Origin of the sequence: Nonomuraea sp. GTA35 (assembly GCF_041950525.1) — a bacterium.
Classification (GTDB): domain Bacteria; phylum Actinomycetota; class Actinomycetes; order Streptosporangiales; family Streptosporangiaceae; genus Nonomuraea.
The window spans coordinates 419,030-433,296 of record NZ_JBGNUV010000009.1; the positions used below are offsets into that span (position 1 = coordinate 419,030).

11 protein-coding genes and 1 pseudogene are annotated in these 14,267 nt (G+C 66.9%); 7 read left to right on the top strand and 5 right to left on the bottom strand.

Annotation, left to right across the window (positions count from 1 at the left end):
* Positions 1 to 10: 10 nt before the first annotated feature.
* The 6 genes from ACBJ32_RS36305 to ACBJ32_RS36330 are packed head-to-tail and all read left to right on the top strand — an operon-like array spanning position 11 to position 7,922.
* Complete coding sequence (locus tag ACBJ32_RS36305) at positions 11 to 1,462, top strand: conjugal transfer protein TrbL family protein (protein ID WP_375130580.1); 1,452 nt, start codon at positions 11 to 13, stop codon at positions 1,460 to 1,462.
* Positions 1,459 to 2,385 (top strand): PrgI family protein, encoded by a 927-nt coding sequence (locus ACBJ32_RS36310; protein ID WP_375130581.1) that lies wholly within the window; start codon positions 1,459 to 1,461, stop codon positions 2,383 to 2,385. The genes ACBJ32_RS36305 and ACBJ32_RS36310 overlap by 4 nt, the downstream gene beginning before the upstream one ends.
* Positions 2,382 to 4,103 carry a VirB4 family type IV secretion system protein gene (locus tag ACBJ32_RS36315; protein ID WP_375130582.1) on the top strand — a complete coding sequence of 574 codons (1,722 nt, stop codon included), beginning with the start codon at positions 2,382 to 2,384 and terminating at the stop codon, positions 4,101 to 4,103. Before ACBJ32_RS36310 ends, ACBJ32_RS36315 begins: the two co-directional genes overlap by 4 nt.
* Positions 4,100 to 6,463, top strand: a complete 2,364-nt coding sequence (locus tag ACBJ32_RS36320; RefSeq protein ID WP_375130583.1) for a type IV secretory system conjugative DNA transfer family protein — start codon at positions 4,100 to 4,102, stop codon at positions 6,461 to 6,463. The genes ACBJ32_RS36315 and ACBJ32_RS36320 overlap by 4 nt, the downstream gene beginning before the upstream one ends.
* Complete coding sequence (locus ACBJ32_RS36325) at positions 6,460 to 7,293, top strand: replication-relaxation family protein (protein ID WP_375130584.1); 834 nt, start codon at positions 6,460 to 6,462, stop codon at positions 7,291 to 7,293. Before ACBJ32_RS36320 ends, ACBJ32_RS36325 begins: the two co-directional genes overlap by 4 nt.
* Positions 7,290 to 7,922 (top strand): C40 family peptidase, encoded by a 633-nt coding sequence (locus ACBJ32_RS36330; RefSeq protein WP_375130585.1) that lies wholly within the window; start codon positions 7,290 to 7,292, stop codon positions 7,920 to 7,922. The genes ACBJ32_RS36325 and ACBJ32_RS36330 overlap by 4 nt, the downstream gene beginning before the upstream one ends.
* Before the next feature lie 135 nt (positions 7,923 to 8,057).
* On the opposite strand, the gene ACBJ32_RS36335 is transcribed toward ACBJ32_RS36330, so the two are convergent.
* From ACBJ32_RS36335 to ACBJ32_RS36355, 5 genes are all read right to left on the bottom strand, one after another.
* A complete protein-coding gene (locus ACBJ32_RS36335) occupies positions 8,058 to 8,543 on the bottom strand; it encodes a hypothetical protein (protein ID WP_375130586.1) in 486 nt (161 codons plus the stop codon).
* A gap of 354 nt (positions 8,544 to 8,897) precedes the next feature.
* Positions 8,898 to 9,920, bottom strand: coding sequence for a DUF932 domain-containing protein (locus ACBJ32_RS36340; protein WP_375130587.1), 1,023 nt, complete (start codon positions 9,918 to 9,920; stop codon positions 8,898 to 8,900).
* An 81-nt stretch (positions 9,921 to 10,001) separates the two neighbouring features.
* Positions 10,002 to 10,532, bottom strand: a complete 531-nt coding sequence (locus ACBJ32_RS36345; RefSeq protein ID WP_375130588.1) for a hypothetical protein — start codon at positions 10,530 to 10,532, stop codon at positions 10,002 to 10,004.
* Positions 10,533 to 10,685: 153 nt separating this feature from the next.
* The gene (locus ACBJ32_RS36350) at positions 10,686 to 11,744 is read right to left on the bottom strand and encodes a DUF4192 domain-containing protein (protein WP_375130589.1); all 1,059 of its coding nucleotides are present in this window, start codon (positions 11,742 to 11,744) and stop codon (positions 10,686 to 10,688) included.
* A 296-nt stretch (positions 11,745 to 12,040) separates the two neighbouring features.
* Positions 12,041 to 12,847: a hypothetical protein gene (locus tag ACBJ32_RS36355; RefSeq protein ID WP_375130590.1), complete on the bottom strand. Its 807-nt coding sequence runs from the start codon at positions 12,845 to 12,847 to the stop codon at positions 12,041 to 12,043.
* Between the two features lie 1,093 nt (positions 12,848 to 13,940).
* Between ACBJ32_RS36355 and ACBJ32_RS36360 the strand changes: the two are divergent.
* A pseudogene (locus tag ACBJ32_RS36360) lies at positions 13,941 to 14,120 on the top strand (helix-turn-helix domain-containing protein); the annotation flags it as partial.
* Positions 14,121 to 14,267 lie beyond the last annotated feature (147 nt).

The window sequence follows — 14,267 nt, forward strand, 5'->3', positions numbered from 1 at the left end:
GATGCCGCGCATGGTGCTGCTGGCCTCTGCCGCCGCTGCCGTCTGTCTTGCCACGACGACTGCCGCCGCTGCCGCCACGCCATCTCCGTCTCCGTCTCCGTCGCCGGCGGACGTCACGGTCGAGACTCCGGGGCTCGGATTCGGCATCGGGGATTGGATCGCGGGCTGGATCAACTCGTGGTTCTCCAACCTCGTGGCCCTGGCGATCGAGCCCATGCTGAAGGTCCTCTCGGTGACCCTGCTTGCCACCCCGGACGTAACCGGCAACGCCAGGGTCTTCGACCTGTGGCAGGCCAGCACCGTGATTGCCAACAGCGGCTTCGTCCTGCTGGCCACCCTCGGTGCCATCGCGGCAATGGGCCACGAGACGGTTCAAACCCGATACGCGGTCAAGGAGGTCCTGCCCCGCCTCCTGGTTGCCGCCCTTGCCGCCAACACGAGCTTCACCATCTGCGGCAAAGTCATCGAGCTTGCCAACGCGCTCTCACAGGCACTGCTCGGACAGGACTTCGACGGCCGGCGCGCGTTGACGACACTACGGTCCATGATCCTGCCGCCGGCGCAGGACGAGAGCTTCTACATCTTGCTCGCTCTGGTCGCGGTCATCTTGATGGTCCTGCTGCTGATCGCTTTCGTGATGCGGGCCGCGATGGTGCTGCTGCTGGTCGTGGCCGCACCGCTCGCTCTGGCCTGTCTGGCGCTCCCCTACACCGATGGGCTGGCCCGCTTCTGGTGGCGCGCTTTCACGGGGCTGCTGATCACACAGGTGGCCCAGTCGCTGACCTTGGTGATGATGGTACGGATCTTCTTCAACCAGGACGGCCGGCTGATACTCGGACTCATACCGTCCGGCCAGCTCATCAACCTGGTCCTCGCCCTCTGCCTGTTGATCATCCTGGTCCGCATCCCCCGCTGGATCATGCGCCCGATCTTCGCCAGAACGGCCGGGGGCAGCTCGACGATCACGCGCATCATCAAGTACGCCCTGGCCTACAAGCTCACCTCACCTGTACTGAACGCTCTGCACCTGGGCCGGGGCGTCCGCGCCTCAACCGGCGCGCGGACCCGTGCAGTGCAAGGCAGAGCACTGCCCCCTGGCCGCCCGCCCGGACGGCCTGGGCCAAGAGGCCCGGCCGGTTCAGGCAATCCTCGGCCACCCGTCGGACCGGCTCCCCGCGGAGGACCGGGCCAGGGCCACCAGTCACCGGCCGCTTCTCGCCGCCCAAGCAGCCATCGGAACCCTACATCGCCCCCTCCACCGGTCCAGGTCGTGAACAGGGGCCCTGTGCCCCAGCCCCAGTGGCAACAACCTCCGCTCTTCATCGGGCCTACAGGACCTGGCCAGGCACCTCCTTCGCGGACCACCCGCCAGTCAGTTCCTCCTGCCACGTTCCTACCGCCCGTCTACCCCACAAGCCCAGAGCGGCGTACCCGACCTCAAACAGGAGGTGAGCGCAAGTGAGCTGGTCAGTGCGGATTCCCGCCGATGTAGAAAAAGACGACCGAATCGTCGGCCCATGCACCGCACGTCAGGTCGCCATCCTCGGCGGCACCGCGGCCTTGCTCTACGGCGTGTATGTGATAGCCGGCGACCATATCGACCTGCTGATGTTCGCAGCCGGGTCGTTGCCGATCGCGGTGGCCGGGCTGCTGCTCGCAATGGGGCGGCGTGACGGCGTCCCGCTGGATCGATACCTGCTGGCCGCCCTGCGCCACTTGATCTCGCCGAAGGGCCTGGCCCACTCACCGGAGCAAGCGCCTGCGGCTCCGGCCTGGATGGCCGTCCGATCCAGCGCCCGGCCTGCGCCGCTGCGGCTGCCCGCGCGGGGCGTGCTCGGCGACGGATTGATCGATCTTGGTCCGGACGGCGTCGCCGCGGTGGCGGAGGTGTCCACGGTCAGTTTCGCGCTGCGCACGCCCGAAGAGCAGGACGCGCTGGTCGCGACGTTCGGGCGCTGGCTCAACTCGCTGTCCGGCCCGGCGCAGATCCTGGTACGTGCTCAGCGAGTAGACCTCGCCCCGACGATCAACCAACTGGTGGAGGACGCCGGCGCTCTCGCCCATCCGGCGCTGACAGCCGCCGCGCACGAGCATGCCGCGTTCCTCGCCGAGCTGTCCGCCCAGCATGACCTACTGCGCCGTCAGGTCCTGCTCGTCGTCCGTGAACCCACCGGCGGCGGCCAGGAAGCCGCAGCGGCGCGAGCGCTGCGACGGGTGGAGGAGGCGACGCGGCTGCTCCCGGCATGCGGCGTCACGGTGAAGCTGCTGAACGATGACGCCACCAGCGCTGTACTTGCGTCCTGCTTCGACCCGGCGGCGCCGCCCTTGAGCATCGGCCAGCTCGCCGATCCCGGCGAGGTCGTCACGAGGGGAGAGCATCAGTGAAACTCCGACGAGCGAAGCCGGCACCCGATGGGCTCGGGCCGGACGCGATCCTCGTCCGGCCATCCCACCTGCGAGTCGGCGATGGGCTGTGCACGACCCTGGCCATCAGTGGGTATCCGCGTGAGGTCGCCCCAGGATGGCTGGAGCCGCTACTCACCTATCCCGGTCGTCTGGACGTGTCGCTCCATATCGATCCGATCCCGTCCCTGGTGGCCGCCGATCGGCTGCGCAGGCAACAGGCTCGGCTCGAGTCCGGGTTGCGCAGCGATCAACAGCATGGGCGTCTCCTCGATCCGAGCGCCGAGGTGGCCGCCGAGGACGCCCAGGAGCTCGCGTCCCGGATCGCGCGTGGCCAGGCTCGCTTGTTCCGCGTCTCGATCTATCTGACCGTCCATGCCACCACGCAGAACGAGCTGGACGAGGCGTGTGCCCAGGTTCGTGCCTTGGCCGCTTCCCTGCTCCTGGACGCCCGCCAGGTCGCCTTCCGCCAGCTGCAAGGCTGGGTTTCCTCCCTGCCGGTTGCCTTCGACAACCTTGAAGCCACTCGTACGTTCGACACCCTGGCCCTGGCCGCCGCGTTTCCCTTCACCAGCCCGGACCTGACCGCCGCGACGGGGCCGACCGCCGTGCTGTACGGGGCGAACGCAGCCAGCGCCTCTCTGGTGACCTGGGATCGGTTCGCCCAGCCCAACCACAACTCGGTGATCATCGCCAGCAGCGGGGCCGGCAAGTCGTACCTGGCCAAGCTGGAGGCGCTGCGCTCGCTGTACACCGGAGTCGAGGTCGCGGTGATCGACCCCGAGGACGAGTACGCCCGGCTGTGTGAGGCGGTCGGCGGCGCCTATCTCCATCTCGGCGCGCCGGACGTCCGGCTCAACCCCTTCGATCTGCCCGCCGACGGACGCGATGCGCTGACCCGCCGGGTGCTGTTCCTGCACACGCTTATCGCGGTCATGCTCGGCGAACCGCTCGACAAGGCGGGCAAGGCCGCGCTGGATCGAGCCATCCTCGCCGCCTACAAGCAGGCCGGGATCACCTTCGATCCGGACACCTGGGATCGGCCTCCGCCATTGATGCGCGATCTGGTAACCGCTCTTACCGAAGATGGCTCTGACATAGCCGCCGGGCTCGCACCGTACGTGACGGGCAGCCATCGCCGGCTCTTCGACGGGCCCACCACCACGCGGCCCGACGCTCACCTGATCGTGTTCTCCCTGCGTGACCTGCCCGAGGAGTTGAAGGCCGTCGGCACGCTGCTCACCTTGGACGCCGTCTGGCGGCGGGTGTCCAACCCGGACCGGCGGCGTCCACGGCTCGTCGTGGTCGATGAGGCGTGGCTGCTCATGAAGGACCAGGAAGGGGCGAAGTTTCTGCTCAGAATGGCGAAGGCGGCTCGCAAGCACTGGGCGGGGCTATCGGTCGTCACTCAGGATGCCGCCGACCTGCTGGGGTCGCCGGCCGGGCAGGCGATCATCGCCAACTCCTCCACGCAGATTCTGCTACGCCAGGCGCCCCAGGCCATCGATGCGGTCACCGACGCCTTCAACCTGTCGGAGGGCGAACGTCAGCTCCTCCTGTCCGCCGAACGCGGCACCGGCCTCCTGGCCGCCGACTCCGGCTCCTCCCGAGTCGCCTTCCACGTCCTGGCCAGCACCGCCGAACACCGCCTCGTGACCTCCTCCCCCCAAGAACTCGCCCAGTACGAGGAGGAGCTGTGACGCTTCTCGACCATCTCTTCTACGACCCGGACGTCCTGCTCGCCTTCGTACGAGAGTGGCTGCACGGTCACGGCTGGAAGGTCGTTGTCGCGCTGCCACCCGGGGTCCTCGTGGCGGGCCTCGGCCGTCTTCTGCTCTTGAGGCTGCGCCATCGCGCTGCGACTCGTGGGGCTCGCTGCTTGGAGATTTTGGCCCCGCCGGTCGCGGAGCTTCCCGGTGCCGAGGCGTTGTGGGGCAACCTGCTCGGGCTGCTCCGTCCGGCGTGGAAGCGTGTCCTCTTCGGTCAGCCGCACCTGGCCTTCGAGTACCACTTCGGCGCCGGTGGGGTGCGAATCCTCATGTGGGTTCCGGGCACCGTCCCTCAGCACCTCGTTGACCACGCGGTCGAGGCCGCCTGGCCCTCGGCGCGCACCACGGTTGTGGAAGCGGCCCCGCCGGTGCCGCTGACAGGGCAAGCGACCGGCGGGCAGTTCGTGATCGCGCGCGAGGAGCGGCTGCCGATCCGGAGCGACCACGATCAGGACCCCCTTCGAGCGCTGCTCGGTGCAGGAGTGGGCATGCCAGCCTGGCAACACACCGCAGTACAGGTCCTCGCCCGTCCCGCCACTGGTCGTCGTCTCTCGCGCTCGGGCGGCATTCTTGTCGCGTCGCTGCGCGCCATCCTCGATCTCGCCATCCCGGGCCCCTCCCACCAGCATCGGGAAGTGGATCACGCCCTGCGGCTGGAGCACTATGCCGAGGCCCGCGCCATCCGGGACAAAGCCCTGCAACCGCGCTATGAAGTGGCCATCCGCTACGCCGTCCAGGCGGACGACGGCGGCGTGCCCAGGCTGCGCCACCGCGCTATCCGAGGCCGGGCGCATGCGGTTGCCGCCGCCTTCGCGCTGTACTCCGGGCACAACAGGCTGGAACGGCGCCGGCTGTTCCGGCCGGCGTCGGCACTGGCGTTTCGCCGTCTTTGCCGAGGCTTCCTCCTGTCGGTCTCCGAGCTTGCCTCGCTCGCGCACCTGCCGACCGATCCCGCCGTCCCGGGGATGCGTCGAGCAGGCGCGAACACGGTCGCTCCCACGCCGCAGGTCGCCCAGAGCGGCAAGGTGCTCGGTACCGCAGACGCGGGCCACCAGCGGCCGGTCGCGCTCCGCGTACCGGACTCCTGCCACCATCTGCACATCCTCGGCCCGAACGGGACCGGCAAGAGCACCTTGCTCGCCCAGATGATCCTCTCGGACATCCGGGCCGGACGCGGCGTCGCCGTCATCGACGCCAAAGGCGACCTGGTCGCCGACCTACTCGGCCTCGTCCCCGAAGCAGCCGGGCAACGCCTCGCGCTCATCGACCCCGACGATCCCCACTCTCGGCCTGCGCTCAATGTCCTCAACGGTCCGAACCAAGACACGCTGGTAGACAACCTGGTCGGCATCTTCCACAAGATCTACGCCGACTCGTGGGGACCGCGCAGTGACGACATTCTGCGTGGCTGCGCCCTCACTCTGTCGCGCAGCGGCGGAACCCTTGCCGACATTCCGTCCCTGCTCACCGATCCCGCCTACCGCCATCAGCTCACCAGCCGCCTGAACGACCCGTTCCTGGCGGGTTTCTGGACCTGGTACGAGCGTCTGTCGGAGCAGGCGCAGTCTCACGTGACCGCGCCCATCATGAACAAGCTCCGCGCGTTCCTGCTTCGCCCGTTCGTCCGCGACATCCTTGGCTCCGCCCAATCCACCTTCGACGTCGGCGACGTCCTGGACGGCAAGATCCTGCTCGCTCGCCTGCCCAAAGGGGTGCTCGGCGACGACACCGTCCGATTGCTCGGCTCGCTCCTGCTCGCCCAGGTCTGGCAAGCCGCCTCCCACCGCGCCCGCCTCGGCCGCAGCCGCGCCCCTTCCGCCCTGTACGTAGACGAGACTCAGAACTTCCTCAATCTCCCCCGCGCCCTGTCCGACATGCTCGCCGAAGCCCGTGCCTACGGCTTGTCGATCGTGCTCGCCCACCAGCACCTCGCCCAACTCCCCCGCGACCTCATCCAGGCCGTCAGCTCGGATGCCCGCAACAAGATCTATTTCAGCCTGTCACCTGAAGACGCCCGCGACACCGAGCATCACTTCAGCCCCTACCTCACGCGCCACGACCTGGCCCACCTCGGCGCCTACCAAGCCGCCGCCCGCCTCGTCGTCCGCTCCGCCGAAGCCCCGCCCTTCACCCTGCGCACCCGTCCCCTCCCGGCTTCGGACCCCGACCTCGCTCAGCGCATCCGGGCTGCCGCTGCCCAAGCCCACGGCCGTGCCCCAGCCCGCCCTCAAGCCCTGCCGCAGGACGACCCGCGACAGCAACCCAGCACCGAAGGGGATCTCCAAGGATGAACGAGCACTACACGCCCACCGTCATGGCCTCACTCGCCACCCAGCTCACCAGCCGCGACCGGCACCTGCTCCGCCTGATCTGGACACACAAGGTCCTGACCAGCCACCAGATAACCCGCATCGCCTTCAACGACGCGACCACGGCGCGGCACCGCCTGGTCAAGCTGCATCACCTCGGCGTCCTGCACCGCTTCCGCCCAAAGCCACCCACAGGCTCCGCCCCCTGGCACTATGTGCTCGGCGAGTCCGGAGCCGCCGTCCTGTCCGCCGAAGACGGCACCGAGCTGGCCGAGTTCGGCTATCGCCGCGACCGTGTCCTGTCCATCGCCTACAGCCAGCGTCTCGCCCACACGGTCGGCACCAACGACGTATTCGCCCATCTGTACGGGACCGCCCGCAGGAGCAGCGGATGCCACCTGCACACCTGGTGGTCAGAGAGGCGCTGCGCCGCTCAGTGGGGGACGCATGTCCGCCCCGACGCCTATGGCCGTTGGACCGAGAACGGCCGAACGGTGGACTTCTTCCTCGAATACGACACCGGCAGCGAGACCATCGGCCGGGTCGTGGCCAAATTGGACGGCTATGCCGCGCTTACCGCAGCCACCGGCATCATCACACCCGTCCTGTTCCTGACGAACTCGTCACGCAGAGAGGGCAACTTGCAGGAACGCCTTCGCCTTCGTGCCATCCAGACGGCGGTGCCATGCGCCACCGCCGTCGCAGGCCCCGGCCCGCACGGTCCCGTCTGGCTCCCACACGACCGCCGAGACCAGCGACTGAGCCTGGCCGAACTCGGCGACCATTGGCGCCAGCAGGAACCACGCCGTTGATCCTGGAAACCGGATTGGCGCCGATCTTCGCCACAGCCGCCGGCCTGATGGGCGGTGTCGTACTTCTCGCAGGACTCGTGGGCGGGGCGAGCCTCACGGCGACAACGACCTCTGCGATGTGTCAGACACAACGACCCGCCTCCGCCTCGGCGACGCTGTGCGGGCAGTTCCCCGACGTGATACCTGTTGAAGGGCTTGCCGGACCGGAACGTGGTCTGATCGCCGCTCAGGCGGCCCTGCTCATGCGTGGCGTCCCGTACTCCTGGGGCGGCGGCGGCCCCGACGGCCCCGGCTTCGGCATCGAACACGGCGCCCACATCCGCGGGTTCGACTGCTCCGGCCTGGCCGAGTACGCATGGGCCAAGGCCGGTGCCCGCATCGGCGGGCACACGTCCACGCAGTGGAACGCAGGTGTTCACGTTCCACGAGACCAGATCCGTCCAGGAGACTTGATCTTCTTCGCTCGCGATCCGGCCCGCCCGGCGACGATTCACCACGTCGGCATCGCAGTCGACGCCAGCCGGATGGTGCATGCACCCTCGACCGGCAGCACCGTACGCACGGACACCTGGGTTGGCGATCCTTACCGCGAAGGTGAATTCATCGGCGTCATCCGACCGGTCTCGTGAATCCGGGGCGTCCCTCATGGGTCGCGGTAGATGCCGGGAACCCCGTAACAGACGGTAAGCTCGCGGCGACTGACCTCGATCTGCCTTTGTTCACAGATGTGAAGTCGGTCGAGGGCCGGTTCCCAGAACCGGCCCTCACTCTTCGCCCAGAGACCGTTGCAGCAGAACGAACCCCGGCATGGCCTTCGCCGGCCTGACGCCCACGTCGAAGACCTCTGGATCTTCGAACACCGGCTCTCCGCTCGGGCGCCGCACGTACGCCACCCGCCCGTAGTCGATTCCCTCTTCGTGATCGAAGCTCATCCAGGTGATGGCCTCCTGTTCCCCCTCTCGAAGGGGATGGTTGGAGACGGCCCGGACCGCGATCGTGCTCGGCGGCTTGAACAACCACACCTGTGGCACGGCCAGCACCCACCGGGCAGCATCGAGCTGCAGCACCTTCTCCGCGGCCTTCATCTCGAACGCCACCGCCGTGTCGGTGTCGCGCAGGTAGTCGTAATCGCTCAGCAGGAGCTTGTCCGTGCCGTCTATGGCGACCATGGCCGGGCACTCCCGGGCCAGGATGTTCTTCTCCAAGCGCTCCACCACGTCGAACAGCAGATGCGCGGTCGCCTCGTTCATGTCGCCTCCGGCCAGCTCACTCGCGGCGTGCTCCGCCACACCAGGGTTTCAGATACGGCCCGGTGCTGGATCAGAAGTCGCAGAAGCTTTCCGGCGGTGCGGCATGAGGCACAAGGCGTGCTGTCAGCGTACGGGTGGGTGCGGAGACGCCGTGATCGCGGCGTCGGGACCCGACCAGGTGCGGATCGCGCGCAGTTCCGTGCTTCGCAGTCGTCGCTCTCGTGGGCGCGGCCTGTTGCGCCGGGCATGAGCGAAACGGCTTCGTCCGCGTATCTGCAACACGGTGTTTGCTCCTTCCGATCGAAACGGCTCCCGCCCTCGGAGGAGGGCGGGAGCCGTACCAGGTCAGTTGCTTCAGCGTGCGAAGGCGAGCGGTCGATCCAGCACCGTGGACAGGGTGCGCAAAGTGTCGCGGTCGAGGTCGTCGACGCCGCCGGTGACCGCGCGCAGCATGTTGCGCTCTACCCGGTCGGCGCCGCGCACGTGCTGCTCGTGATGGGTGTACGTGTTGATCGCCTGGACCACGCCCCATGCCGTCCCCCTCCAGGGCGAGACCCGGAGGTCGTGGTTCCAGAGCCTGCTCAGGGCGTCCCGCTTGTTCTCGGCCATGGTCCGGCTGCGCCCTGGCGTGCCCGGCATCGGGGCATGTTCGTCCAGGAAGGCATTCCACTGCCGACGGCTCACCGGAACCCGGCAGAGGTCTCCTACGGCCTGGGAGAACGCATCGGCCAGGGTGTAGACGATGTTCAGCGCTTCTCGGGCCTCGGTGAGCCGGAACTTCGAGTGTCGCGAATGCTTGATCTTGACCTGCTGACCGCGTTCGGCGAGGGCGGCAGCCATCGTGTTGTCGCACACGATGTTGGTGATTGCGCGCTTGAAGGTGGTGGCCAGGGAGCCGTCGAAGGAGGTCGCGGCGAACAGGTGCGGGCGGAACTCCACTCCCTCAGGGGTGTGGATGTTGTCGGGGACCTCCACCGACACCCAGGCGACCGCGCCGCCCTTCAGCAGCCCCGCCGATCCGATCGACAGGTCGGAGTCCAGGAGGCGGGAGATGTTGCCGACGAGCCATTCCACGTAGGGGTGTGGCTCGTAGCCGTCGGAGAAGATGCCCATGACGTGGCCGTTGTCGCTGCGCAGGATCGCCTGCCGACCGGGGACCTGGGCGAGCCCTCCGCGCGGGTCCTCCACGTACACCGCGCTCGACACGGCCTGCCAGCCGAACAGGCGTCGTTTGACATCGTCGACCGGGATCGGGCCCGGGTAGTGGTTGGGCTCCTCCGCTTGCAGCTTTCCCCGGTAGTGCCAGGCGGTGCCGCGCTTGTCAGTGTGGCCGATCAGCGTGTTGGTGTTCAGCCATTCCAGGGACTCACGGGACATGGTGTGCTTCCTTCTCCGTCGAACGGTTGAAATGAGAAAGGCACCGGTCGGAACCGGTGCCTGGCGGGGTGTTCGGCGCGTTCACGTCGAGCGGTGGTTGATCGCGTATGCGACTCGTTCAGCGAGCTCGCGGTCGGCGTTGCTGATCTCGATGCTGGTGACGTGGTCACGGACCTCGAAGACCCCGAACATGGAGCCGAGTCGCCACCGGATGACGACTGCCTGCTCGCCCGCGGTGATGGTGTTGCCCGGCAGGAAGGTGGCCAGGGTTCCCACCAGGTCGGCCTGCTCGGTGCAGGCGGCGGCCTTGGCCTGCTGCTGCTTGAGGTCGCGCAGGTACTTGGGCAGGAGCCGTCGCGTGATCTTCTTCGCGACGTGCCTCGGGCCGCGTGTGGCCGCCACGATGATCGAGTGGCGTCGCAGGTCTGGCGATTCCTCGGGGTAGACCCCGGTCACCACGACCCATTCCGTCCGCCCCATCAGCGGGTGTACGGCGAGGCGTGCGCCGTCCGGTCCCAGCAGGTAAGACGTCCCCCATAGGGTCTGGGTGATGAAGCCGTCCAGGTGCGTGGCGATCTCGGGCACGAGATCGTTCACCTTGCCGTTGTCCATCGAAATCCCTTCGCGTTGCTGACTTGAGGCGGTGCCGTTGAGTCGCGGGAGGCGCCCGCCGCCGCGCCGATCAATGGCACGGCGGCGGCATCGCGGGCGCGGGGTCAGAGGAGCGTCATCCGTGTACACAGCGACGCCAGCAGGCCAGGATGATCACCAGCCCTGGGGAAGCAGTGGCCAAGCAGCAGAGGGGCACTCCCGTACCTGCGCGATGATGTCGTTGGCCAGCTCGCTCCAGTCGCGCGCGAAGACCTTCGACGGCGGAAGTCCCACCCTGAGCCCCTCCAGCAGCAGGAGCGCGAGGGTGTAGCGAGAACTGGCCGACAACGCTCGCTCCAGAGCGATGTTCGCCAGCGATCCGTCTCGCCTGCACATCGCGGCGAATGCCAGCAGGGTCGCGGGGGCGGCCGCGAACTCGGGCGGAACCTTGCGGATCACCTCGGTCCACAGACGCACGTGTGTCTCTGGGCCGTATTGGCGTATGTACGTCATGGCCATGTCGCGAACGGGCTTCGCGGTCAGGTGAACGCCGAGCCAGGAGGCCGTCTCGGTGGCCAAGGCTTCTCCGGCCTGGACGCGATCCAAGGCAGTGACGATGCTTTGCACGCCGTCCCGGAACCAGTCCGAACTGTCCTTACACGCCTGCCTGGCCTGGTCGCACACCTCGCGCATGGCACGCCGGGCGCTGTCCCGATCGAAGTCGGCGGGCGGATCGAGGGTCGCGGCCAAGGACTCCCGGTCCGGAAGCACCCGCATACCCGCCACCACGGCGGCAGCGGCAGGAGCGCTGCCGCTGAGGTCGAATGGGACTCCTTCTGGAGGGCAGCACGTGGCGTCCGTGCAGACGTAAGACCAATAGCGGCCGTCATCGACTCTCAGGGCCTCGCTGATGCTGATCCCGGCTTCGCGAAGAGCTTCCATGGCGGCGTCCACAGCCGGTGTGACCAGGGAACCGTTTCCGTAGCCGATGAGCAGCGCCTGATGAATGTGGTTACCGGCCAGCACGTCGGTCAGGAGCTGGATGCGCTCCGCCATCTTGGCTGCGTCCAGGGCGAGGTCCAGGCGCATGGTGCCCCTCACCCGGGCGTCATCGATGGCCAGCACCACCAGACTCAGTTGCGGGTGGTACCCCAGCAGATACGGGACGATGGCGACCGCATCGGCAGGCTTCCTGATCGTGATGGCGTTGGTGAGCTCGGACGCAGTGCTCATGGATCCTCCCAGACATGACAAGTCCTGCTGTTGTTCAGGACTACGCGGCATTGCGAGCGAGGTAGCGCATTGCCTCACACCTAAATACGGGGACCGGAATGGCTCGACCGTCCGTAGTCGCAGCGACTAATGCTGCAATCTAAGGGCGGCACCGCTCACCATCGGCGGCAACCCGCGATTCTCGCTCGCACTTAAATACGGCTGCCGAGTCCATCCAACCGTCCGCCATCAGACACCTTCTCCTCCACACCAAAAAAGGGCCCCAGAGATACTCTGAGGCCCTTTCTGCTCTTCGGCTAATCCTCCGTTGATTCGTGGCCGGTAAGCGCGTCCCGCGCGTCGTCGATACGCTCGGACAGTTCCTTCCACTCCGCGCGCGCGGCGTCACGTGCCCGGATCACCGCCCGCCGGGAACCGTATGCACCGCCGTAACGCTTCTGCGCGACTTGGCTCAGGATGCCCGCCCGCCCCAGATCGTCAGCCTGCGCCGCGATCTCCATCACGTCTTGGAGGATCGGGAAGTCCTGACCGTCCCCGAACGCCTGCCGGAAGATGATGGCGCTGTTCTGGGCGGCGCAGAACGCCGTAGCCGCTCGCGTGACGTTCTCCGCGCGGGGCACCGGTCGCATGAGCTGCGCACCAGGTGTGGCATCGACCTCGCTGGGAACTACGTCCACTCGGTAACCGTTCCTTGCAGCGGCGTCACGGACTGCCCACCTCCGTAGCGTCACACGAGAAATCGTCATTTCGCCTCCGTCGCGCCGGACGTAGACCCAGGCGGGGGTCTCTGCCGTGCTCTCAGTGGCCCTGCGGCACGACGCGGAGATGTCCCTGAGTCGCTGGGCGAAGAGCAGCACCGCGTCCTGAGTGACGTCGTCCGAAACGTCGTCGGTGCCGTACGGGGCATGCCCTTGCTTGACGATCGTGGCGCTTCCGTCCATCCGCTTACGGGATCGGGTGGCGTCCACCGTGCGGCAGTAGCCGCCCGACAACCGCCGAATCTCTGCCCAGTCCTCGGCCGTCACCCGCGCCATGTCTTCCGGAGTGAGGCTCTCTCCGGGAACGTTGGCGGGAACGCTCTTACCAGAAGCCGCGTACGACATGACCTGCCTCCATTTCTACGGCACATTCTGTGCCGCACTGCCTTTGTTCACTTCAATTCAATCCCGAAACGAGGCGCGGATCAACGACATTCGGCGAGTCTTTACCATTAATCTGAACAGGAAACTGGAAGTCCATTCGCATTTAACTGAGGATCCAACAATGGAAACCATGCAGCCGATTCCTAAAAATACAGAAGAATGGGTGGACAGAATGAGGTCGTGGCAAATCGAAAGTTCAGGTGGTCGATCCATAGGCAAGGAGCCCACCCCCGCTCTTCTGAATGCTGGGATACGCCGGCACAGTCGGGGCGGCGGCCGAGGCACCGCCAAGTGCATCGACCTGGGGTTACACCACCACCAGGTCGGCCACTCTTAGGTGGCCGACCATTGGCCTACGACCGGTCATCCGGTTGGCCGAGGGCAGACAGCAGAAAAGACCGTGAGGCTGCGCTGTCCCAGAGCGCAGCCTCACGGTCCTTCCGTCCCGGCAGGCAGGATGCGCCAGGACGGGCGCTGCAGGCGAGAACCGGGGTTGCTCATCAACCTACAGCTTGGGGAAAGCCTTTGGACGCGAGGCCGTGGCCGCCTCTTCGGGGATCGCCGCCTCAGCCTTCCCCACAGGCATGATCCGAAGTGACAAGCGCATCCCAGATCGCCAGAGCTTGCCGATATCGTCCGCGCCCCGTCTCCTCGTGCCCTGCCGCGGAGCTGCGCAGAATCAAGTACTGGCCGGCCACGGAACCGAACTCATATCTGCCACAACATGAGGTACCCCTAATGCGGAGGCGTGCGCCAGGTCGCGGCTGATAGGGCTCCCACACGAGCGCCGAATTTCCGTGTTGGCCGCTGGCAGTGGGAGATGTTCGAGAAGGGACCGGCTCCACCGCCGGTGCGAATTTCCGTCGTTCCAGTGGTTCACCCGTCATCTTCGTCGCCCCTTCTGCCCGAGTGAATCGCAATGACGTTTGCGCTGTTGAGTAGTAGCGTGGCCAGTACACGCGGGCCACGTCCAGAGAGTGGCTAGACACTTTCTTCCACTCCTTTTCACCGGCAGAGTGCAAGACAGGAAACACAGTGACGCGAAGGAGGCGCCATGTCGGCAGAAACGTTCGGGGAGGCACTACGCCGTCGGCGCGGCCATAGAACGCTGCAGGCGGTAGCAACCTCCGCTGGTGTCTCCTGCAGCTACGTCCATAAGCTAGAAAACGGGCGCGGAACGCCGTCCATCAGAGTGGTTGAGGCGCTGGATGTCGCCACGAATGCGCGTGGTGAGCTTATTGCGGCTTTTGAGAGAGATGTTGCCGAATCTCGCGCCACGGAATCGCGTACCCCTCTCGGCATAGCGTGCTCCGCGCCTATTATGGACGGAACCGGCATTTGTGACGACGCTGGGGAGGACGCCACGGAACGCCGACGGCTA

What these genes read in the sequence shown, in the direction of transcription:
- ACBJ32_RS36335 (WP_375130586.1), bottom strand. Translation starts at nt 8,543, where the DNA reads ATGAACGAGGCGACCGCGCATCTGCTGTTCGACGTGGTGGAGCGCTTG.
- ACBJ32_RS36350 (WP_375130589.1), bottom strand. Translation starts at nt 11,744, where the DNA reads ATGAGCACTGCGTCCGAGCTCACCAACGCCATCACGATCAGGAAGCCT.
- ACBJ32_RS36355 (WP_375130590.1), bottom strand. Translation starts at nt 12,847, where the DNA reads ATGTCGTACGCGGCTTCTGGTAAGAGCGTTCCCGCCAACGTTCCCGGA.
- ACBJ32_RS36340 (WP_375130587.1), bottom strand. Translation starts at nt 9,920, where the DNA reads ATGTCCCGTGAGTCCCTGGAATGGCTGAACACCAACACGCTGATCGGC.
- ACBJ32_RS36345 (WP_375130588.1), bottom strand. Translation starts at nt 10,532, where the DNA reads ATGGACAACGGCAAGGTGAACGATCTCGTGCCCGAGATCGCCACGCAC.
- ACBJ32_RS36325 (WP_375130584.1), top strand. Translation starts at nt 6,460, where the DNA reads ATGAACGAGCACTACACGCCCACCGTCATGGCCTCACTCGCCACCCAG.
- ACBJ32_RS36305 (WP_375130580.1), top strand. Translation starts at nt 11, where the DNA reads ATGGTGCTGCTGGCCTCTGCCGCCGCTGCCGTCTGTCTTGCCACGACG.